Below are 20,971 nucleotides of genomic sequence, written 5' to 3'. Positions count from 1 at the left end.
GAAATACGCGAAACGGGGTTGTTCTATCTTTAAATTTAATTACGCAACAAAGCCGCTTACAGTGTTAAAAAGTCACTTCAATCTATTGATGGTGTCTACATATATAACATTAATGACTATGAAAAAAACGTTAGAACCCGTTCGGTAATCCAAGCTTTACATCACGATATAAAAAAGGGAGGGACTCAGTTCGAGCTTTTTTATCAACCCGTCGTTTATAGTATGAATACTTCTAAAGAGTACCTTTGGGAAATATTGCTTAGGTGGAAACGCACAGAGTTCGGAGGTCCTGGTGTATTTATGCCATTATTGGCAACGGAGCCGCACCTACATTACTCATTAACCATTATAATTTTTAAAAAAATAATTGAATACGCAAAAAACACTCAAGATACACTTCCTAATATCAGTGTTAACATTAGTCATGCAGATTTAAGTATCGTTGACTTTTATGATGATGTAATGGAATTAACCAAATTAGTTCCAGAGTTAAGAAGTAAGATAGTATTTGAAACAGTTGAATATAGTGAGGGTCTTTTACATAGTTATGCTAAAGAAAATATAATTGCTCTTAAAGGGGCAGGTTTTCGATTTGCTATTGATGATTTTGGATGTGGTTACTCCAATTTTAACCTTTTATCAGAAAAATATTTTGATTTTATTAAGCTAGATAAGTCGTTACTACAAAAATGTCAGGAAGATATTGTGGCCAATGAGACACTTAAGTTTATGGTTAAGCTATCTGAGCGTATTGATGTAACCTTGATTGTCGAAGGCGTTGAAAATCCTCAACATCTACGACTACTTCCAAAAAAATCTAACATCTTATTCCAAGGCTTTCACTTTTCCAAACCAAGAAGGTTAATTAGCAATGTGAAAACAGGTTGATATATGTATGGATAATAATATGTGAAGGGCTGTAAATGACATTAAACAAAATCGAATTCGTTAACTAATTTAAGAGTATTACTATTTTAATATTTTTAAATCTCAACAAATAATAGAGATCCATTTAAATGAAAATGATGATACCAATTTTGTGCGTTCTGGCCTTATCAGCTTGTGGTGGCGGCGGTGATGGTGGGAGTAATCCGACAATTCACAAAAAAGCTACTGGAAAAGTAATCGATGGTTATATTGTTGGCGCTACCGTTTTTCTAGATATAAATAATGATGGTAAGTATAACGCAAACACTGAACCTAGAGCTTTAACTACAAAAGGTGGTAGTTATGAGCTTGACCTAAATGAAACCCAAGATAAATGCCTTGGTTATGCTCCAACGATAGTAGATGTTCCTGTTGGCGCTATTGATGAAGATTTGGGGCCTGTGAAAAATGCTTATCGTATGGTCTTACCCCCTGAATTTAAAGAACAGGTCGATTTCAAAAACCGTTTTATCACCCCTTTAACTTCATCTTTATGGGCGACAGTAGAAACCAGTAATGGTAAAAGTAACTATACGTGTCAGGATCTAATGAGCGATATAGAAAAACAAACTAAACAGGCCCAAGCGTTAGAGCATGCTCTTACAGAAACAATTCGCACATATAATATTTCTGAGGCTAAAATTTATGGTGACTTTATTGCATCTGAAGATAGTGACCTTGCCTTAAAGGCCCAAAATATCGTAACAGGTCTAAAGAAATCGTTCACAGATACAAAAGATTTACAACAAACCAACCCCAATAGCTATGTGCAAGTTCATTACTACTTCAAAGATGAAAACGGCGCTAGGAATTGGTATAAAAAGGTTTATATTTCTTCTCTAGGTACTAATCAATCAGCAAAGCAAACAACCACAAAAATGAGCGATGATTTGTTAACAGAGGTGGAAGTGTTGTCTGAGTCCACATCGGTTAACCTTTCAACTCAGTGGGGTGTTTACAACAATACTTTTGATATTGCTAGTATTAACAATTTTAATAGCAGCATCCGTCCGGGGTGTACATTCACAGAGAAAATCATTATTAAAGATGATAAATTTGATAATGTACTATCTAACATTGCCTACGATGGTAATATACACAACTTAGTAAATTGTCAATCTCTGGATCTAACAAATAAAATAGTCTCTAGAACTACTTCAACTTGGAAATATAACAAGAGTATCAAAGAACAATTAAATCGTACTTATGTCGACTGGAATGAGCATACTTTTGGAAAAGGCGATGACTTTGGATTATCGACAGTCGTTAATGTTAAAAGTCATTTAAATAGTTTAGATACTGAAAATATCAAAATAAACATTATGGGTAGATATAAAGATTACTCTAGTAATGAATTAGGTGACGCATCTAAGGTCATACGGTCAAAGATAGTTAATGATCAGAGTAAAGAAATCACCTATTGGAAAACACTCTTTCGTGCATCTCCGACGACATATTCACGAAGAATAACATCGTCAGATCAAACTTCTGTATACGAAAAAAGTACTGACGGAACTAATTGGGTAGTATCGAGTAAACCGTAGTCGTTAAGTATGTATATAATTGATGGGGTGGGTTGCTTAAATGTCACGCCCCATTCACTTCTACTAAAAAATATCTTCCTATGCCCACTAGAACCTCACTTTCAGCTGCTAACTCTGAAATAAGTAGTGACGTACCGTTTACTCAGAGATTTGGGCACTCGAATTTCAATCGTAGGCAAGGCTTTCGAAATAACCATTGGGAGTACTCGTATGGATGTATTTTTGCATTTACTTCAAACAAGTGATGCTAGGGCGCTCTTGGAATTTGAAGTAGACAATAGAGATTGGTTCGAGATGTCTGTACCACCACGGGAAGAAAGTTTTTATTCACTTTCAGGTGTAGAGAAGCAGATTGCTAGTTTTTTAGCGGAATATGAAAGTGATGAGATGATTCCTATGTTGATAAAAGATGAACAAGGGATTATCTGCGGTAGGATTAATGTACGTGACATTGACGAAAACGGAGAGCGAGGAGAGCTAGGCTATCGAGTGAGTCACTCCTTTAGTTCTAAAGGCATTGCGTCTAACGCGGTGAGGAAGTTACTTATCTATTTGGCGGAGCACTCTTCCCTTAAATATGTAGATGCCTATGCGTTAGTGGGTAATGTTGGCTCCAACAAAATTTTATCTAAGGCCGGTTTTGGCTTAGTTGAGCGTGTAGAGAATTACGCGTTATTCAAAGGGCAAAATCAAGACGCTAATCATTATCGTAAGGTGCTAGCCTGAGTAGGTGAGTATCAGTGCCTTATTCATTAGAAGCTGGCAGCGTCCTTCTAGCCAGCTTATAGTTTTATGTTGCTTAAAGAAGATCTTTAGGTTTACGGCCACTTATTAGGTTTACATTCACTTCTGAGGCTTGTTGCGTTCGATTACGCTAATAGCGATAGCCAAAAACAGAATATCTTTCACTAGGAAGAAGTTAGTGACTAAGATGCCATCCGATACTTTCCAAACGTTTGGCGTGGTGACTAGAAAGCTCAGTGTCACAACAAAGATAGCCGCTGCTGCAATACCTGAGTAGAAAGCAATAGTCGGCTTCTTAAATCCCACGATCAATCCAATCGCGACGATGATCTCTGCACCACCCACCATGTTAGACACTGCTTGTACCGAGAATAGATTGTAAAGCCAGTTCATTGCCGGGTGGTTTGCAATTAAAGGCTCAATTAGCATCGCTTCAGTTGGCGTAAACTTGTAAATACCAATCCAAGCTAACACTAATGCTACACCAATCACGCCTAGGTTGTATCCGACATTACTCTGTTTTAAATCATAGGTTTGAACATGCATAAAAGTACTCCATTTAATAAAATCTCTGAATATGACCGCAAGAGTTCAGATTAAATTTCGCGTTGAGAGTAATACTTAATATATTTATCTAGAGACTCAATAGATGGTGATTTATTGTTTTGATATTAATGCGTAGGCTAGTGATGTTGAACACCAAAGTCATAGGTTGGCGATAGTGCTGTTTAGCAGGTACTACGAGCTTTCTAATTTTTGTTTTCAATGTTAGGAATTTGGATTAGATTACGCTGATGTGCACCCTAATTATAAGAAGAGTATAACCTGTGAAAATTCATAGAATTAATCCGACCAAGCGTTGGTCTGATGTGACTGTGTTTAACGGTATTGCAAGCTTTGTTGAAGTACCAGAGACGGATACAACGGCAGGAATTAAGAATCAGGTTCAGCAAATCTTCGAACAAGCTGAAGAAATGATGAGTTTGGTAGACAGCGATAAATCTCGTGTATTGTCAGTGACTATTTACCTAACGGATTTCGCTAACTTTGATGCACTCAATGAAGTGTGGGAAGAGTGGTTCCCTGAAGGCTGCGCGCCAAGCCGTGCGTGCGTGAAAGCAGAACTCGCTAACCCTGAACTATTGGTTGAGATGTCATTCATGGTTGCTGCTGGTGAAAAGTTTCAATAAGCCGAAATCTCGGTAGATACAAGCGCTAGTAGACATAACTATTAATAAAGTCGACAGCGAACAGATAAAAAAAGCCACTCAGGTGAATCACTTGAGTGGCTTTTTAGTGTTCTACGCTATCCGAAACTAAATCGGATTAGGTATTAAGCGAGACCTTGATCTCTTGCCATCTGCTTCGCGATCTTCGGTGCATGCCATAGACATGGCAGCAAGATAAACGAAACAGGAACGGCAGTGATCACAATGAACGACTGCAGAGCTGAGATGCCGCCAGAGCCCATTGAGATAAGCGCGATAGCCACTGCCCCCATAATGACGCCCCAGAATGTTCTAACTGCTGAGTTAGGTTCTGTTGTGCCAGTCATTACTACACTGATGGTGTAGGTCATTGAGTCACCTGTGGTCACGATGAACGTGGTCGTCAGGATAAGGAACAGGATTGCAATCAGAGTCGGGAACGGTAGTTGCGAAGTAATAGCCAGTAGTACAGCTGGAAGGTTGAAACCTTCGAATGCGCTAGATATTACGCCTGGGTTCTCTAATTCAAACGCTAAGCCACTACCACCAACAATGCTGAACCAAAAACAAGTCACAAGCGGTGCAACGATGCTGATAGAAACGATCATTTGGCGAATAGTTCGGCCACGTGAGATACGAGCAATGAAGATCGCCATCATTGGGCCATAACCTAAGAACCAACCCCAGAAGAATACAGTCCAGCCACCTAGCCACGCAGTATCTTGGCGGTATAGCGCCATTGGGATAAAGTTGTCGACCATTTCACCGATGCCTTGTAGGTACCCATCAATGATAAAGCTGGTTGGGCCAACAAGGAGAATGTAAACGATTAGGCACACCGACAAGATGATGTTGTAACGGCTTACCAGTTGGATGCCTTTACTTAGACCACTTAATGCCGACAGCGTATACATTGCAATAGCGAATAGAATAACGACGCTTTGGGTAGCAAAGCTGTCAGAAATTCCAAATAGTTCGCTCAGTGCGTAGCTGATCTGTAGGCCAAGGAAGCCGATAGGGCCGATTGTACCTGCGGCTACTGCCACAATGCTGCACGCATCAACGACGTTACCAATCCAGCTGTTGATTGCCTTGTCGCCCAGTACTGGGTAAAGCAGGGTGCGTGGCTTAAGAGGAAGGCCTTTTTCGTAGTGCAAGTACATAAGCACAATCGAAGAGAGACCACCTAAGATAGCCCATGCAAGGAAACCCCAGTGCATGAAAGATTGTGATAGTGCATTGAATGCCATCGCTTGAGGGTCTGCGTTGCCATACAGTGGTGGAGCTGAAACAAAGTGAGCAATTGGCTCTGCAGCTGCCCAGAACACGCCACCACCCGCAAGGAGTGTACATAGGACGATAGACATCCATTTAAACGTGGTCATTTCTGGTAGGGCAAGCTTCCCTAAACGAACGTGGCCTGTGCGACTTAGTGCAAGCACTAAACCGATAATGAAATTGAGTAGTAGTAGGACTTGCCAGAAAGCACCGAACCATTTAGTTGAGTAACTAAAGCCGATGTTGACAAGTTCGGACAATACGGAGGTGTTGGTGAAAGCAAGGATGACAAAGAGGGTCAGGAAACTGCCACTCAGCCAAAAGACTGGGTTTCCGAGTTCCAGTTTTTCACCCAAAGATTGAGCTCTATTGAAATCGATAGAAGTAGATTCTGCGTTGATGTTTTCGTTGGCGACTTGCGTCAAGTTGGACATTATTTCTTCGCTATATTTGGCTCTTTCAAGCCTATGTATTTCTCCCACATTCGGATAAAAATGTGAGGCTCGTCAAAAAAGCCGCTGATACTAACATATTTGTTATCCAAAAGTGGGCGATTTCATAAAATAATCTCAAATCGCCCCTAACTCCCTACTTTTTGGTTAGTTTTGATACGAATTCTCATCGAATCTAAATCATATTTCTAAATTTTGAGACACTATTTTTTTAGCTTTGCGAAATAAATTAATATTAGTTGTTGGTGCAAAATAAGTGTCGAGTCATTGCATGCTATAAACAAATTAATGCGAGTCATTTTATAAATAAGGAATATTTTAGGTGTTTAATTGGCACTGTTACCTACAGTTGTTTTGCGAAGGAATTTAAGTGGCAAAAAAAGTGTCATTTACTTTAAATATCTTAAAACAACAACTTAAGGGACTGCAAACATGCACCTAAATCAAGGACGAGTGGCCAAAAAGGTTTTTACACTCAGTACTCTCACTGCGTCATGCTTAATGGCTTTCAATAGCTATGCGGCTGTGGATTGCTCAACGTTAGAAGCGTGGGATCCTGCCACGGTTTACACCGGCGGCGATCAAGTTTCACATGACGGTAGTGCTTACAAAGCCAATTATTGGAATCAAAATAACAACCCAAACCAATTCGAAGGTGACCATGCACAATGGAAGAAGGTTGATGTGTGTAGCGGTGGTGGTACGCCCAATGAAGTGCCAACGGCTTCGTTAACGACTCCATCAGCCTCTGACATAATCACTGAAGGCGATAACGTGGTGTTGAGTGCAACGGCGCTAGATTCTGACGGCAGTGTTACCTCGGTTGAATTCTTCATTGATGGAACTTCAGTAGCGGTTGTAACAGCTGCACCTTTCGAAGCGGCTTGGGCTGCAACGTCTGGTAGCCATCAGGTTTCGGTTGTTGCAACAGACAATGAAGGCGCGGCTAGCTTAGCGAGCGCGGTCTCTATTTCTGTCGATTCAGTTACACCTGGAAATGAAGCGCCGACAGTATCGGTTGCGCTTTCTGCATCTTCGGTTGATGTTGGTGGTGTGGTAACGCTTACCGCAACGGCAACAGACAGCGATGGTACGGTTGATAAGGTCGATTTTTATGTGGCAGGTTCTTTAGTCGGAACGGCTGCGACAAGCCCATACACGCTTAACTACACAACCACTCAAGCGGGTTCTTTAGCGGTTTACGCAAAAGCGACTGACAATCAAGGCGCAACGACAGATTCAGCGCTGGCTTCTTTGACGGTGAATGGCGTACCAACGGTGAGCACTTGTCGACCTGATGGCTTGTATCAAACTCAAGGTGTCGATGTTCCTTATTGTACGATTTACGATGATGAAGGCCGTGAGAAAATGGGCGCGGATCACCCACGTCGTGTCATTGGTTACTTCACCAGCTGGCGTGCAGGGGATGACCCACAAGCTGCTTACCTAGTAAATGACATTCCTTGGGAACAACTCACACACATTAACTACGCTTTCGTGAGCATCGGCTCAGATGGCAAAGTAAACGTGGGTGATGTGAACGATCCGAACAACGCAGCGGTTGGTAAAGAGTGGCCGGGCGTGGAAGTTGACCCAGCATTAGGCTTCAAAGGTCACTTCGGTGCATTAGCGACAGCGAAGAAAAAACACGATGTTAAGACTTTAATCTCAATCGGTGGTTGGGCGGAGACCGGTGGCCACTTCGCCACTGATGGTAGCCGAGTGGCTGATGGTGGTTTCTATACCATGACGACCAATGCTGACGGTTCTATTAACCATCAAGGTATCGAAACATTCGCAACTTCAGCGGTTGAAATGCTTCGTAAATACCAGTTCGATGGTCTAGATATCGATTACGAATACCCGACGTCAATGGCGGGCGCAGGTAATCCGTACGATAAAGACTTTATGGAACCACGTCGTCAATACCTATGGGCTTCTTACCAAGTGTTGATGAAAGTGTTGCGTGAGAAGCTTGATGCAGCCTCTGCGCAAGATGGCAATCACTACATGTTAACGATCGCGGCGCCTTCTTCGGGTTACCTACTGCGTGGTATGGAAACATTCGATGTAACCAAATATCTCGATTACGTAAATATCATGTCTTATGACCTTCACGGTGCGTGGAACGATCACGTAGGCCATAACGCTGCGTTGTTTGATACAGGTAAAGATTCAGAGTTAGCACAGTGGAACGTATACGGCACAGCGGCTTACGGCGGTATCGGTTACCTGAATACGGATTGGGCCTACCACTACTTCCGTGGTTCTATGCCAGCAGGTCGTATTAACATCGGTGTGCCTTACTACACACGTGGTTGGCAAGGTGTAACTGGTGGTGAGAATGGTCTTTGGGGCCGAGCAGCACTGCCAAACCAAGCTGAATGTTCAGCAGGTACTGGTGAAGGCGAGAAGAACAACTGTGGCCATGGCGCAATTGGTATCGATAACATGTGGCACGATACTGATCCGAAAGGCAACGAAATGGGTGCAGGTTCAAACCCAATGTGGCATGCGAAGAACTTAGAGAAAGGCATTTGGGGTTCTTATGCAGCAGCTTACAAGCTTGATCCTGTTAACGATCCTTCAGATGTTCTAATGGGGACTTACACGCGTAACTATGACAGCGTGGCTGTTGCTCCTTGGTTGTGGAACGCAGAGAAGGGCGTATTCCTTTCAACGGAAGATAAAGATTCTATCGATGTGAAAGCCGATTACGTTATCGACAAAGAAATCGGTGGCATCATGTTCTGGGAACTAGCAGGGGATTACAACTGTTACGTACTCGATGCGAACGGTAACCGAACTTCAATCGATACAACCGAACAGGCGTGTAATAGCGGAAACGGTGAGTTCCATATGGGTAACACTATGACGAAAGCTATCTACGATAAGTTTAAGTCAGCTACTCCATATGGAAACAAGGTTGCAACGGGTGCTATCCCAACGGAAGCATTAGATATTACTGTTTCTGTAGGTGGCTTCAAAGTCGGTGATCAAAACTATCCAATTAACCCTAAGATCACGTTTACAAACAATACAGGTCAAGCGCTTCCTGGTGGTACTGAGTTCCAGTTCGATATCCCAGTGTCTGCACCTGATAACGCAAAAGATCAATCGGGCGGTGGTTTGTCTGTGATTGCTTCTGGTCACACTCGTGCCAATAATATTGGTGGTCTAGATGGTCCGATGCACAGAGTAGCGTTTACATTACCTGCATGGAAAGAGCTTCCTGCTGGTGGTGTGTATGAACTCGATATGGTTTATTACTTGCCAATTTCTGGCCCTGCAAACTATACAGTGAATGTGAATAGTGTCGATTATGCATTTAGCTTTGAGCAGCCGGATCTACCACTGGGTGATATCAGTACTGGTGGCGGTAATCCTGGTGATGGCGGTACCAACCCAGGTACATGCGATACTGCGGGTTTAGCTGTATATCCCGACTTACCTCAGAAAGATTGGGCGGGTAACCCAAGCCACGCAAACACGGGCGACCAAGTGGTTCATAACGGTAGTGTTTACCAAGCAAACTGGTGGACAAGTGCCGAGCCGGGAAGTGACGGCAGTTGGACCAAAGTGTGCTCTTAATTTAATGCTAAGCAATGTATTTATAGACAATAGAGCGTAGTAATAGGTAATAAATGCGAATGCTTTTAAGTCGATTTATCAGAGCTTTAGTATAAATTAAGTTATCAATTTAAACGTAAAATCAAAACGCCGAACTGAATCCAGTTCGGCGTTTTTGCTATAAGTCACAGATTGCACATGAAGAGCGCTATTAATATCGACTATCGTTCAGTAAAATCGATAAATGTGATATAAAACAATCTACTTATAAAAACAATAGCGTTACCTAAAATTTAAAAGCTATGAGGTGATTTTGAAAGTAAGACGTAAGTATATCCTCAACTTTTCCATCGTGTTGGCCCTCGTATCTTTGGTCCTCTCTGCTATTCAATTTAACCGAACCAAAGAATCACTTTTAGAGTCTAATCAATTCTTCTTCCGTACTATTGTAAACGCAAGCTACGACATCGTAGATACTACCGTTAACGAAGCTATTAAAACCTATCTCAAAGGTGTGACTGATACTGTCGCTTCTCACACACTAGGTGTCACTCCAGAACAAGAAGTTAAAGAAGTCATCCGAATTGCTAACGAATTGGTGATTGGAGAGTCAGGTTATATCTATTTGATGTCACCACAAGGTGTCCACCTGTATCATCCGTTTTTACAAGGGCAAAATCGCGCGCATTTAACCCATATTCAAGCGCAACTGACCTCAAAGTCTGGAATGACTCAGTATTCTCATGCTAATCCACATGAAGTCGGCAAGCGTGCGAAGGTCGCGTATTCAGTGAGGCTACCGAGTGGTAATACATTGGTGGCGACCACTTATAAAGATGAACTCATGTACTTGGTCGATCTCGAAGCGCTTAAAGATAAACTAAGAAAGTATTCATATGGCGATAGTGGTTATGTATATATTGTTGATTTGCAAGGCGAGCTAGTCCTCCGACCCAATTTTGAACACGAACACTTGAAAGCCTTAATTGGTTATTCATCAGAGTTGCTCATCGATAAGGTCGTTGCTGAGCCTGAAGGGCATTTTAGTTACTCAATTTCAGATGACAACGGTACGACAAACAAAAACATTTTCTATAAGTTCTACCCATATCTGAATTGGATCATTTCTGCTGGAGTTTTGGAGCAAGAGCTCAATAAGAACCACAGTTTATTGCTAGCTAGTTTGATGACCTTGGTTATAAGTTTGCTTAGCATCATCGCCGTTTTGGTGCTTTACCTGCGGCACCGTCATTTAAAGATCTTAGATGTAGCTAGCTTAGATTATCTTACGGGGTTGAGTAATCGGCGGGACTTTATTTCTCAGGTTAAGATGAGAATTTTAGAGTGTTCGCCTTATCCGTTAAAAGGTGTTGGTATCATTCTTCTAGATATTGACCATTTTAAATCGGTAAACGATCTACACGGGCATAATGAAGGCGATAGAGTGATCTGTGCCGTTGCAAAAGTATTGAAGCAATTTGCAAATGAAAATCGTCTAATTGCTCGCTATGGCGGTGAGGAATTTATCTTTGTGACTTTTGATTGCAATGAATATCAATTGTACGAGTTGTCGGAAGAGCTTAGGCGTAGCGTCGAAAAAATTGAGGGGTTAGTGTTACCTGTAACGGTCAGTGTTGGGTGTCGCTATGCAAATGCACTGTTCCACATAGAAGGCACGATAGACCAAGCTGACAAAGCACTTTATCAAGCGAAAAAGAATGGACGCAATAACACACAGGTGTACAGAGAGAGTCAATATCGTATTGTCTGCCATTGAAGTTTTCTAAAATTGATAAGCATGAAAAAGCCCAAATAGAACGTTCTATTTGGGCTTTTTTAGAATTGTTTGAAAGTGCTAGCCGTTAATCTAAGCTTTTGCTGCTTTCATCGCTTCATTTTTTTTTTCCTTTTGCATTTTTGCAAGGAAGTAGATGTTCACACAAGCGATGAAACCGTTGGTTGCAACCACTGGCCATGCATCAATCATAACGCCGTATGCTGTGAATAGAGTACAGCCAACAAAGTTAAGGACACGCAGACGCACGATATCTTTCATTGTTAATGAAATTGCGACCATAATAGATGCCGCGTAACCTAAAATTTCAACCATATTGAATTCCATTGTGTGACCCTCTTAAATTTGCCGATGCTTTATCGGTACCAATTCTTCTCTTCATGAGATGATTGAGGAAGCTCCGTGCCCCGAATGGTTTGGTTATGTTTAACTAAGTTTACTATACCGAGTCTATTTCTGTGGTTAAACCCCCAAAATGAGTAGAAGTGAAGGTTAGCGATTACGCAAACGTTTAATGATCTTTCTATTAATATAATTACTGTTTATGTTGAAGGTCAAATTGATAATTATTCTTGTATAGGAAAGGAAGCCGCGAATGATAAAACGATTCATATGTGCAACAAAAGGCGTAAATAAAGTCGCGTTGTTGGCTTTGATAGCGATTGGACTGACAGCGTGTACAACCAATGAAACGACTCCAACTCACAATTATGGCGTGGTGACCAGTGGTGACTTTGATTTCATGAAGCATGGGGTAGTCACGTACTCATGGCATCCCGAATCAGAGCAAGTGTACCTTTCTGAAAAATATGACAAGACGGTCGTCACTGATCTTGTACGCGAAGCGATTAAAGAACAACTTTCATTGAAAGGTTATCAGTTGAAATCCGGGGCTGGTGATGTCGTAGTGGGTTTTGGATTAGCTGAAGAGTCTGAACTGAACGATGAATCGATCTTTGATGCGATTCAGCTATCTACAGGTGTGCCATTTTATAGTGATGATGGAAAGGTAAGCGAGAAAGGATCTTTGTATATTGCTTTTTTTGTTCCTAATTCGGAAGTTATACAGTGGCAAGCACTGGCGCAGTCTGGTATCCAACCTGATTTAGAGCCGAGCGAAAGCAAACAGCGGGTTATGGGCTTTGTTGAAATGTTATTTAGACGTATGCCCGAGAGGTAAAGCGAAGTGTTGAATGCATTCATTGAGTCAATCGTTTTTGTGTAAAAAACGGACAGGTCGCAGATTATACTTTTTTATTTGTAACGAACCGTACAAATACGTAAAGCAACGTAAAGTTCGCGCTTCTTTTGCTAGCATTTGTCTATACTGAACAAAACGTTAACTTAGGTTTAATTCAATGAAACGGTTCTCAAAATACTCTCTCCCTCTATTAAGTATGTTCATTGTAAGTAACGCAGCGATCGTAGCAAATACTGCTGTCGCGGCACCTTCTATAGTACCAAGCCCACCTAGCCTAGGCGCAAAAGGGTATGTGTTAATTGATTTTAACTCTGGTGATGTGCTGGTAGAAAAAAACGCACACACTAAGTTGAACCCAGCGAGTTTAACCAAGCTTATGACCAGTTATGTGGCTGGACAAGAGATGAAACGAGGTAACATCTCTGCGGATGATCAGGTGCGAATTAGCGAAAACGCATGGGCGAAAAACTTCCCTGATTCTTCAAAAATGTTCATCGAAGTGAACACTGATGTCGCGATGATGGATCTTTACCGTGGCTTGATTATTCAATCAGGGAACGATGCGAGTGTTGCGATTGCAGAACATGTTGCTGGCTCACAAGATGCATTTGTTGACTTGATGAACTCTTGGGCAGCTTCGCTAAAACTGGAAAATACCCATTTTGCGAATGCACATGGTTTAGATGCGGACGATCTCTATTCAACGCCTTATGATATCGCTCTATTAGGCCGTGCGATTATTCGCGATTTACCGGATGTGTATGGTTTATACAGCGAACGCTCGTTTAGCTACAACAAGATTACACAACACAACCGCAATGGCTTATTACGTGATAGAAGCTTGACGGTCGATGGCATGAAAACAGGCTACACCTCTGGTGCCGGCTACAGTTTAGCGAGTTCGGCGACACAAGGTGAGATGAGACTTATTGCGGTTGTGATGGGCGCATCAAGCGTTAAGAGTCGTGAGTCAGACAGCAAACAATTGTTGAGCTATGGTTTTCGTTTCTTCGATACGCTAAACCCTCATCAAGGCGGTGACCAAGTCGCTGAAGAGAAGGTGTGGTTTGGTGCTCAAGATACGTTGAAGCTAGGCGTTGCAGAAGATACGTTTATTACGCTGCCTAAGTCAGACAGCAAAAAGTTAACGGCATCGATTGAACTAATATCTGAACTGAAAGCCCCGATTTCAGAAGGCCAAACCTTAGGCGTTGTTCATTACACCGTTGATGGTGAAGATGTTCAAACTCAACCTTTGATCGCGTTGGAAGCGGTAGAGCAGGCTGGCTTGTTCAAACGCTTGATGGACTACGTAAAGCTATTTTTTGCTAGTCTGTTCTAAATCGAGGCTAGTCTGTTGTAAAGCGAGATAGTGGCGACAAGTCGCGATGGAAAACCATAAATAGTATGGGCGTTGTGAGTAAATCACAGCGCCTATTTTTATTTCTACATCAATCAAAACACTGCGCCGCACTATCTTTATTAGCCGTAGCGGTCGGTTTCGATTACTATACGCAAAATTTAGCAGCGTAGTCACTTATGACGATTGAGATAAAGAACGTAACCGAACCCGAAGTAACATGTGCTAATTGTCAGGCATGCTGTTGCCGTTTAGAGGTTATGATCATCACAGATACAGGCGTACCTGAAGAGCATATCGCTTATGATGAATGGGGCGGCGAAACGATGTTGCGACTCGACGACGGTTGGTGTTCTGCTGTAGATAGAGAAACACTGATGTGTACTATTTACGAAAACCGACCTTGGATCTGTCGTGAATTCGAAATGGCCTCTTTTGAATGTGTTGATCAGCGCAAGGATGTAATGGGTTAAGACTTTATCTTAGCTATCGATGTTAGTTGAGCTCTAACTGTTCTTAGAGCTTTAACTATTCCTTGCGCTCAAATACTTCGCAAGAAAATCGATAAACACTCGGATTCTTTGGGGCAAATAATCGCTCGCATGATACACCACGTACATTGGTAGCTGGTTATTACTCCAATCTTCCAATAACCTTTTTAGTTCTCCTTTCTCAACATACTCTTTGCCCATCCAATCCGGTAAAGCAACAATACCTAAACCTTGTCGAGCCATTTTAAGTAGCATATCTGGGCTATCTGAAGTGAATATTTGATTTACTTTAATGGTATTAGTTTTGTCGCTCTTGTCGGTAAAACGCCATTCATTCGCAGGGCTCATCAGGGAGTAGGTTAAGCATTGGTGTTCGCTCAAATCTTGTGGATACAGAGGAATCCCTTGTTTTTCTAGATAATCTGGTGATGCGAAGTAGTGAACTTTGTTGTTAAACAAGAAGCGTGCTTTTAGCCCTGAGTCTTTGAGTTGTGACGCGCGTATGGCAACATCAATATTGTGTTCATTAAGGTTGACGATGCGGTCATCGATGCTGAGGTTAATGCGGATACCTGGGTGCTGTTCAATGAAAGCTTGAAGCGGCTCACTGAGTAACATCGATGAAAAAGCACTTGGCGCAGATATCTTAAGCTCACCTTCCACGGATTCTGTTTCACGCTTGAGCCTACTTTCTATGGTAGACATCTCTTCGAGTAAACGGGAGCAATAAGTCAGGTAGTCTTTGCCTGCATGGGTTAGGGATATTTTGCGACTGTTTCGCTGAAACAGCGTCATTCCTAAATCACTTTCTAACCACGCAATCTTTTTACTTACGGCACTTTGTGTCACGTCGAGTTTATTGGCAGTAGCAGTAAAACTGTTCAGCTGCGCAGTTTCCACGAAGATACGAATACACTCAATTTTATCCATTCTAGTTGTCCTATACCTTGTACCTAAACCCAATCATTCCAAATTGGAATCCTAACTATCATAAAACTAGCATTTATCGTTCTATTTATGAATGGTTAAATGATTCCACTACGTTAATGATTCTTAAGAAAGGTGGCAACATGAGTACAGTAGTGAGTGTATTACTAGTGGTGTTCTTTTTATTGGCGAGTTCAATCAAGACAATTGCTTGGCAAAAGAAAGTGTTTGAAATCCAGCTTGGCTTTTTTAAAAGCTATGGATTAAATCGCGTCATCATGTTTCTAGTTGGCATGGTTGAGTTTACTGGAGCTGTATTGTTGCTCTGTGCTTTGGTTGGTTTAGCACCTGAACATACGCAACTGATGGGAGGTTTGATATTAGCGAGTACTTCACTAGGGGCGATTTACTTTCATTTGAGATTCGATACGTGGAAGGATGGTATTCCCGCGATGGTTACTCTGTTGGGTTCTGGCTTCTTGGTCATTGCATCGTACTAAGTTTATTCGACATGTAGCGATAGCTATGAGAGGCAAAGGAAATAAGAGTAGGGCACGAAGCCCTACCAAATGGAAACGGTTTAGAACTCAGAAGGTACTTCAAACTCGAGCCATTCACCGGTTGTTGGGTGAATCAGTTTTAAGTAGCCAGCGTGAAGGTGTAAACGCTCACGTTTGTATCCGTATAAGTCGTCACCACGAATCGGTACACCAAGGCCTGACGGGTGAGCACAGTGTACGCGCAGCTGGTGGGTTCGTCCTGTTTTAGGGTACAAGTGAACCTTGGTTTTGCCATTGTTGGTGCTGACCGCTTCCCAATGAGTTTCAGCATTACGTCCATGTTCATGGCAAACCAATTGTCTTGGTCTGTCTGTTATGTCGCCGCGCAAGGGCAAGCTGATATCGCCAGATTTGCCGTCGATTTCACCATCTAACAGAGCTGTATATCGTTTCTCTACGGTTCTATCAATGAACTGCTTCTGGATGTGTTTATTGGACTCTGCGGTCAGCGCCAAGATCAATAAGCCTGACGTCGACATGTCCAATCGATGGATAATCAAAGGGCCTGTTGCATCGGGATAACGCGCTTTAATACGGGTATAAACAGAGTCTTCGATAAACTTACCAGGAACCGACAAGAACTCCTCGGGTTTATTCACCACCACGATCTCGTCATCTTCATAGACAATATCAAACGACTTACCAACCGCAGGGTTCACGATAAGCGGGTTCTCTTCTAATTCGATGCCGTTTAGCTGGTGGTCGAGGATCTCGAAGCTTTTACTTTGGCAAACCGGGTACAGGTTTGCGTGCTGGCGAATGACAGCCGTTGGAGGCAATCCCCACCAAAACTCAGACAATGCTAATGGCTGAAAGCCGTGTTCAAAAGCAAAATTAAGCAGCTTAGGTAGGCAGCAGTCGCCAGAGCCTTCAAGAGCGTCTTTGCCATCTAACAATTCAAGCAGGTTCTTTGATTCGAGAGCTTGGTTGTTAAAGCGATAATGAGACAACCGTTGCGCTTCTAATTCGGCTGAGATCGCTTGGTACTCTTGCTTGCGGCTCGTGAGTTCGCTTTCGATAGCATCAACTTGCGACTGGCGTTCTGCGATCTTTTGTTTCCACTCGATTCTAAGTGCTTTTAAGTCGCGTTTCTCTTGGCTGCTTTGATTGCCCAGTTGTTTGAGCAAATTCGCTGCTGACTCTAGATTCCCCAATGCCTTTTCTTGATTGGCTTGTTCTCTGAGTTCGTTACGCTGAGATTTGTTTGCTGCCATGGCTAATTGAAAGGCTTCGATAGCTTGTGCTGATTCGATTTTTAACTCTTCAAATTCAGCCAATAATGCGTCTAGGTTGTGCGACTGTTGTAGTTTTTCAATGTCATCCGCTAGTTGCGATTGGCGAGCAAGGTTTGCACTGTTGTGAGATTGAAACTGTTCTGAATCGAAGGCTGATGGAACAAAGTTAATGTTGTTTAACTGAGAGGCCAAAGACGGATATAACTGCAAACCTGAAAACGCAGAAAGGTAACCTAGCTCTTGTGTAGTTGGGTTCTGAACAAGAAGCACGGCGTAGAGGTTGCCTTGCGATGTTTCATTCACACCGCAGTCGAGTAACGACTGCTGAAGTTGCTGCATGGCAAACTCACACGTTGGATGTGGTGTGTAGTAGTACGGAAACGTAAAACGAGTCGGTAGCGGTAAGTCTACATTCGTATTGTCGTTTTTTAGGTGCAGTGGTGTGTATTGAGCAAGGTTTGCTGACATGAAGATCAAACTCTATGGCTGTTCAGTTAGAGTTCGGTATTGTTGTCGAAATGAAGGCAAATGAGAAGCCAAAGCGAAAGATAAATCGGCTTTGGCTTCATTTAGTTGCTTGTGCTTATCCGAAGCGCGTCCGAGCTTGATTGAAACTCGATCAGTTCGAGTGTTCTAGCTCTAGTTGCTCGGCTTTTTGGTAAGCAGGGTGGCTCGTTAAAAGATCACCGTATTTAGCAATGTTAGGGTAGAGCGCAGTGGCACCGAAGTTACCCACGATTTCTACGATGAACGACATCATGAAATCGGCACCCGTCAGAGTATCAGCAACAAGGTAAGTTTTACCTTCAAGCGCTTCGTTGACAAAGGTTAGGATCTTTTGGTTTTCATCATCAGCGTAGCCGCCAAGGAAATTAGTCTCGCAACCGTCTTTCATCACAAAGATTTTAAGTAGCATTGGCAGAATACCAGAGCTTTCAGCGAAGTGAAGCCACTGTGAGTATTCCACGTAGTCAGCGGTGCCGCGCACTGGTGCGAACTTGCCTTGACCGTATTTGTCGATTAGGTACTCGGTGATAGCACCAGATTCGCTGATCACGACGCCATCGTCTTCAATAACCGGAGATTTACCAAGAGGATGAACGGCCTTCAATTCTGGTGGCGCTAGAAACGTTACACTGTCTCGTTGGTATGGTTTGATTTGGTAATCTACTCCAAGCTCTTCCAATAGCCAGATGATGCGTTTTGAGCGAGATTTGTTTAGGTGATGCAAAGTAATCATGATTTTACCTAGTTAACTGGTTCAGTTTTTGAATTTATTTAGCTTCGTTTGTTTTGATAACAAGCTTACCGAAGTTTTGGCCTTCCAATAGACCCATGAATGCTTGTGGCGCCTCGTCTAGGCCTTCAACTAGGTGCTCACGGTAGTGCATCTTGCCTTGAGACAACCATTCTGTCATTTGAACAGCAAACTCATTGTAACGGTGTGCGTAATCATCAAAGATAATGAAACCTTGCATCTTAATACGCTTGACCAAAAGAGTGCCCATAAGGCTAGACATGCGATCTGGGCCTTCAGGAAGTGATGTCGCATTGTATTGTGAAATAAGGCCACAAACAGGAATGCGAGCACCAGTGTTAAGCAACGGCATTACCGCATCGAACACCTTGCCGCCAACGTTTTCAAAATAAACGTCGATGCCGTTGCTACATGCTTTAGCCAGTTGCTCCGCGAAGTCGTCGGCTTTGTGGTCGATACATTCATCAAAACCAAGCACTTCTTTCGCGTACTGACATTTCTCTTGACCACCAGCAACGCCAATGACACGACAGCCTTTTAATTTTCCGATTTGGCCAACGGTTGCGCCTACTGCACCTGTTGCAGCCGCAACGACTAGAGTGTCGCCTTCTTTAGGTTGGCCGATATCAAGTAAGCCCATGTACGCAGTAAAGCCTGGCATACCCATGATGCCTAGTGCGTAAGAAGGGTGTGTTGGCTCTTTACCTAGTTTGATTAGGCCTTCACCATCAGACACACCAAGATCTTGCCAACCGGTGTAAGCCAGTACCCATTCGCCAACTTCAAAATCGCTATTGTTTGACTCTTCAACCTGACACACGGTTGCACCGACCATCACTTCATCAATCGCAACAGGGTCTGCGTAAGATTTAGCATCGCTCATTCGGCCACGCATGTACGGGTCTAGAGAAAGGTAAACTGAGCGAAGTAACATCTCGCCGTCTTTAATTGTTGGTGCGGCTACTGTCTCCAAACGGAAGTTATCTTGAGTCGGTGCGCCTACTGGGCGAGAAGCCAATACGATGCGGCGGTTGTCTTGTTGAGTCATTGGGTATCCTTAATTTTATATTATGTTTATTTAGAATTAGACCAGTCGTCTAGCCTTGTTGTCTAAAAATCCCGCCGTCATCAAATGATAAGAGGGCGGGTTATCTGTCGTTAGTAAAGACTAAACACAGTACGTGGTTAGTTTTTACCTTTTAAAATCTGTTGGGTTAGGTTTAAAGCTGATTCTAAGCTACGTGAACTCTGGCTTAGTTTGCTTAATAAGCTTGCGCCTAACCACATAGAATATAGATTTTGAGCGGTTTCTTGGCTCTCTTCAACCTTTATCGAGCCATCATCAATACCACCGACAATGCACTGCTCGATGGTATGCGTCACTTTCTCAGCACCTTTCAATAGCGCTTGGCGCATAGGGTCAGAAAGATCAGAAACTTCGGCGCTGAGCTTAACGACTAAGCATTTATGAGCGTTACAAGTACCGTTTTCAATCTGTGACCATCGAGTGAAATAACTGATAATTCTCTGGTAATGGTTGCCTTCACCATGAACCAAAATAGTTTCAACTCTGCTGATGTAGGTCTCAAAATAGTGCTGGATCAGAGCCTCGCCAAATTGCTCTTTAGATTTAAAGTAGTGGTAAAACGATCCTTTTGGAACATCCGCTTCTTTAAGCAATTGCGATAAGCCAACGCCGTTAAAGCCGTTGTTCACTATTAATTGGTAGCCAACATCTAAAACATGCAGGCGTGTGTCGTTCGTTTTATCGTTCATGGGTTTACTATAAGTTAAATTAGACCAGTCGTCTAGTGTTCGGTTTTTGAAGGTATACTCCGTCGTTACAAAAGTGGCTTCAACTATTCAATTATTCAATTATTCAAACGTTCACATATAAAAAAGCCCCAACATAGCTCGTATGTTAGGGCTTAAATCAGTCTCTTCAATTATTTGATAGAGATTAACTCAACATCAAAAATCAGTGTTGCTGATGGTGGGATAGGGCCTGAACCACCTTTACCGTAAGCCAATTGGCTTGGGATAAACAGACGAACTTTTTGGCCTTCGACCATGTAAGTCAAACCTTCTTGCCAGCCCTTGATTACTTGCTTAAGAGCAAATGAGATTGGCTCACCACGATCAACAGAGCTGTCGAAAACAGTGCCGTCGATAAGTGTACCGTGGTAATGAACCGTTACTTTGCTGTTCTTAGTTGGGTGCTCTGTACCAGTACCTTCTTCAAGAACTAGGTATTGAAGACCACTTTCAGTCGTAACAACCCCTTCTTTAGCGCCGTTTTCGATGAGGAATTGTTGGCCTTGTTCGATATTTTCTTCGCCAGATTTATGGTTCATCCAAGTGCGGTAGATCATGAAGCCAGCCAAAATAAAGACAATGACCGGGATGATAAATTTAGACATA

The 20,971-nt window shown here is 42.6% G+C and carries 19 protein-coding genes; 10 read left to right on the top strand and 9 right to left on the bottom strand.

Going from position 1 to position 20,971, the window contains the following annotated elements:
* Positions 1 to 84: 84 nt before the first annotated feature.
* The 3 genes from AB6D07_RS08730 to AB6D07_RS08720 all read left to right on the top strand — a co-directional run bounded on the left by AB6D07_RS08730 (position 85) and on the right by AB6D07_RS08720 (position 3,197).
* A complete protein-coding gene (locus AB6D07_RS08730; RefSeq protein ID WP_372140711.1) occupies positions 85 to 888 on the top strand; it encodes an EAL domain-containing protein in 804 nt (267 codons plus the stop codon).
* Positions 889 to 1,016: 128 nt separating this feature from the next.
* On the top strand, positions 1,017 to 2,471 hold the full coding sequence (locus AB6D07_RS08725) for a hypothetical protein (protein WP_012600475.1): 1,455 nt from the start codon (positions 1,017 to 1,019) through the stop codon (positions 2,469 to 2,471).
* A gap of 210 nt (positions 2,472 to 2,681) precedes the next feature.
* Entirely contained in the window at positions 2,682 to 3,197 is a 516-nt protein-coding gene (locus tag AB6D07_RS08720; protein WP_017102880.1) for a GNAT family N-acetyltransferase, read from the top strand.
* A gap of 117 nt (positions 3,198 to 3,314) precedes the next feature.
* Here AB6D07_RS08720 and AB6D07_RS08715 read toward each other — a convergent pair whose 3' ends face one another.
* Positions 3,315 to 3,761 (bottom strand): DUF417 family protein, encoded by a 447-nt coding sequence (locus AB6D07_RS08715; protein ID WP_017102879.1) that lies wholly within the window; start codon positions 3,759 to 3,761, stop codon positions 3,315 to 3,317.
* 281 nt (positions 3,762 to 4,042) lie between these two features.
* Here AB6D07_RS08715 and AB6D07_RS08710 point away from each other — a divergent pair, with 281 nt between their 5' ends.
* Entirely contained in the window at positions 4,043 to 4,405 is a 363-nt protein-coding gene (locus tag AB6D07_RS08710) for a RidA family protein (protein ID WP_017101776.1), read from the top strand.
* 143 nt (positions 4,406 to 4,548) lie between these two features.
* Here the strand turns inward: AB6D07_RS08710 and AB6D07_RS08705 are convergent, their stop codons facing one another.
* Entirely contained in the window at positions 4,549 to 6,135 is a 1,587-nt protein-coding gene (locus AB6D07_RS08705) for a BCCT family transporter (protein ID WP_009845503.1), read from the bottom strand.
* A 450-nt stretch (positions 6,136 to 6,585) separates the two neighbouring features.
* On the opposite strand from AB6D07_RS08705, the gene AB6D07_RS08700 reads away from it, so the two are divergent.
* Both AB6D07_RS08700 and AB6D07_RS08695 read left to right on the top strand, forming a co-directional pair.
* Positions 6,586 to 9,744 carry a chitinase C-terminal domain-containing protein gene (locus tag AB6D07_RS08700; protein WP_017101777.1) on the top strand — a complete coding sequence of 1,053 codons (3,159 nt, stop codon included), beginning with the start codon at positions 6,586 to 6,588 and terminating at the stop codon, positions 9,742 to 9,744.
* A 292-nt stretch (positions 9,745 to 10,036) separates the two neighbouring features.
* The gene (locus tag AB6D07_RS08695) at positions 10,037 to 11,500 is read left to right on the top strand and encodes a sensor domain-containing diguanylate cyclase (RefSeq protein WP_029222917.1); all 1,464 of its coding nucleotides are present in this window, start codon (positions 10,037 to 10,039) and stop codon (positions 11,498 to 11,500) included.
* A gap of 90 nt (positions 11,501 to 11,590) precedes the next feature.
* On the opposite strand, the gene AB6D07_RS08690 is transcribed toward AB6D07_RS08695, so the two are convergent.
* Positions 11,591 to 11,845: a YgjV family protein gene (locus tag AB6D07_RS08690; protein ID WP_009845500.1), complete on the bottom strand. Its 255-nt coding sequence runs from the start codon at positions 11,843 to 11,845 to the stop codon at positions 11,591 to 11,593.
* Positions 11,846 to 12,113: 268 nt separating this feature from the next.
* Between AB6D07_RS08690 and AB6D07_RS08685 the strand changes: the two genes are divergently transcribed.
* The 3 genes from AB6D07_RS08685 (at position 12,114) to AB6D07_RS08675 (ending at position 14,552) form a co-directional block, all read left to right on the top strand.
* A complete protein-coding gene (locus AB6D07_RS08685; RefSeq protein ID WP_009845499.1) occupies positions 12,114 to 12,698 on the top strand; it encodes a DUF4136 domain-containing protein in 585 nt (194 codons plus the stop codon).
* 178 nt (positions 12,699 to 12,876) lie between these two features.
* The gene (locus tag AB6D07_RS08680; protein WP_017097507.1) at positions 12,877 to 14,061 is read left to right on the top strand and encodes a D-alanyl-D-alanine carboxypeptidase family protein; all 1,185 of its coding nucleotides are present in this window, start codon (positions 12,877 to 12,879) and stop codon (positions 14,059 to 14,061) included.
* A gap of 197 nt (positions 14,062 to 14,258) precedes the next feature.
* On the top strand, positions 14,259 to 14,552 hold the full coding sequence (locus AB6D07_RS08675) for a YkgJ family cysteine cluster protein (RefSeq protein ID WP_012600484.1): 294 nt from the start codon (positions 14,259 to 14,261) through the stop codon (positions 14,550 to 14,552).
* Positions 14,553 to 14,603: 51 nt separating this feature from the next.
* On the opposite strand, the gene AB6D07_RS08670 is transcribed toward AB6D07_RS08675, so the two are convergent.
* Positions 14,604 to 15,500, bottom strand: a complete 897-nt coding sequence (locus AB6D07_RS08670; protein ID WP_009845496.1) for a LysR family transcriptional regulator — start codon at positions 15,498 to 15,500, stop codon at positions 14,604 to 14,606.
* A 116-nt stretch (positions 15,501 to 15,616) separates the two neighbouring features.
* On the opposite strand from AB6D07_RS08670, the gene AB6D07_RS08665 reads away from it, so the two are divergent.
* Positions 15,617 to 15,997 (top strand): DoxX family protein, encoded by a 381-nt coding sequence (locus AB6D07_RS08665; protein WP_009845495.1) that lies wholly within the window; start codon positions 15,617 to 15,619, stop codon positions 15,995 to 15,997.
* An 80-nt stretch (positions 15,998 to 16,077) separates the two neighbouring features.
* Here the strand turns inward: AB6D07_RS08665 and AB6D07_RS08660 are convergent, their stop codons facing one another.
* The 5 genes from AB6D07_RS08660 to AB6D07_RS08640 all read right to left on the bottom strand — a co-directional run bounded on the left by AB6D07_RS08660 (position 16,078) and on the right by AB6D07_RS08640 (position 20,970).
* Complete coding sequence (locus AB6D07_RS08660) at positions 16,078 to 17,760, bottom strand: RluA family pseudouridine synthase (protein ID WP_032500651.1); 1,683 nt, start codon at positions 17,758 to 17,760, stop codon at positions 16,078 to 16,080.
* A 151-nt stretch (positions 17,761 to 17,911) separates the two neighbouring features.
* The gene (locus tag AB6D07_RS08655; protein ID WP_009845492.1) at positions 17,912 to 18,532 is read right to left on the bottom strand and encodes a glutathione S-transferase family protein; all 621 of its coding nucleotides are present in this window, start codon (positions 18,530 to 18,532) and stop codon (positions 17,912 to 17,914) included.
* Between the two features lie 34 nt (positions 18,533 to 18,566).
* Positions 18,567 to 19,598: an NADP-dependent oxidoreductase gene (locus AB6D07_RS08650; protein ID WP_012600487.1), complete on the bottom strand. Its 1,032-nt coding sequence runs from the start codon at positions 19,596 to 19,598 to the stop codon at positions 18,567 to 18,569.
* Positions 19,599 to 19,735: 137 nt separating this feature from the next.
* Positions 19,736 to 20,326, bottom strand: a complete 591-nt coding sequence (locus AB6D07_RS08645; RefSeq protein WP_009845490.1) for a TetR/AcrR family transcriptional regulator — start codon at positions 20,324 to 20,326, stop codon at positions 19,736 to 19,738.
* Between the two features lie 170 nt (positions 20,327 to 20,496).
* Positions 20,497 to 20,970 carry an FKBP-type peptidyl-prolyl cis-trans isomerase gene (locus AB6D07_RS08640; RefSeq protein WP_012600489.1) on the bottom strand — a complete coding sequence of 158 codons (474 nt, stop codon included), beginning with the start codon at positions 20,968 to 20,970 and terminating at the stop codon, positions 20,497 to 20,499.
* Between the last annotated feature and the right edge of the window lies 1 nt (position 20,971).

The organism is Vibrio sp. 10N.239.312.C11 (assembly GCF_041466065.1).
Lineage (GTDB): Bacteria > Pseudomonadota > Gammaproteobacteria > Enterobacterales > Vibrionaceae > Vibrio > Vibrio tasmaniensis_A.
Note: the sequence above shows the minus strand (reverse complement) of the source record. Positions and strands in the feature narration are given on the sequence as shown.

What these genes read in the sequence shown, in the direction of transcription:
- AB6D07_RS08725 (WP_012600475.1), top strand. Translation starts at nt 1,017, where the DNA reads ATGAAAATGATGATACCAATTTTGTGCGTTCTGGCCTTATCAGCTTGT.
- AB6D07_RS08720 (WP_017102880.1), top strand. Translation starts at nt 2,682, where the DNA reads ATGGATGTATTTTTGCATTTACTTCAAACAAGTGATGCTAGGGCGCTC.
- AB6D07_RS08715 (WP_017102879.1), bottom strand. Translation starts at nt 3,761, where the DNA reads ATGCATGTTCAAACCTATGATTTAAAACAGAGTAATGTCGGATACAAC.
- AB6D07_RS08705 (WP_009845503.1), bottom strand. Translation starts at nt 6,135, where the DNA reads ATGTCCAACTTGACGCAAGTCGCCAACGAAAACATCAACGCAGAATCT.
- AB6D07_RS08700 (WP_017101777.1), top strand. Translation starts at nt 6,586, where the DNA reads ATGCACCTAAATCAAGGACGAGTGGCCAAAAAGGTTTTTACACTCAGT.
- AB6D07_RS08690 (WP_009845500.1), bottom strand. Translation starts at nt 11,845, where the DNA reads ATGGAATTCAATATGGTTGAAATTTTAGGTTACGCGGCATCTATTATG.
- AB6D07_RS08685 (WP_009845499.1), top strand. Translation starts at nt 12,114, where the DNA reads ATGATAAAACGATTCATATGTGCAACAAAAGGCGTAAATAAAGTCGCG.
- AB6D07_RS08680 (WP_017097507.1), top strand. Translation starts at nt 12,877, where the DNA reads ATGAAACGGTTCTCAAAATACTCTCTCCCTCTATTAAGTATGTTCATT.
- AB6D07_RS08675 (WP_012600484.1), top strand. Translation starts at nt 14,259, where the DNA reads ATGACGATTGAGATAAAGAACGTAACCGAACCCGAAGTAACATGTGCT.
- AB6D07_RS08670 (WP_009845496.1), bottom strand. Translation starts at nt 15,500, where the DNA reads ATGGATAAAATTGAGTGTATTCGTATCTTCGTGGAAACTGCGCAGCTG.
- AB6D07_RS08665 (WP_009845495.1), top strand. Translation starts at nt 15,617, where the DNA reads ATGATTCTTAAGAAAGGTGGCAACATGAGTACAGTAGTGAGTGTATTA.
- AB6D07_RS08660 (WP_032500651.1), bottom strand. Translation starts at nt 17,760, where the DNA reads ATGTCAGCAAACCTTGCTCAATACACACCACTGCACCTAAAAAACGAC.
- AB6D07_RS08655 (WP_009845492.1), bottom strand. Translation starts at nt 18,532, where the DNA reads ATGATTACTTTGCATCACCTAAACAAATCTCGCTCAAAACGCATCATC.
- AB6D07_RS08650 (WP_012600487.1), bottom strand. Translation starts at nt 19,598, where the DNA reads ATGACTCAACAAGACAACCGCCGCATCGTATTGGCTTCTCGCCCAGTA.
- AB6D07_RS08645 (WP_009845490.1), bottom strand. Translation starts at nt 20,326, where the DNA reads ATGAACGATAAAACGAACGACACACGCCTGCATGTTTTAGATGTTGGC.
- AB6D07_RS08640 (WP_012600489.1), bottom strand. Translation starts at nt 20,970, where the DNA reads ATGTCTAAATTTATCATCCCGGTCATTGTCTTTATTTTGGCTGGCTTC.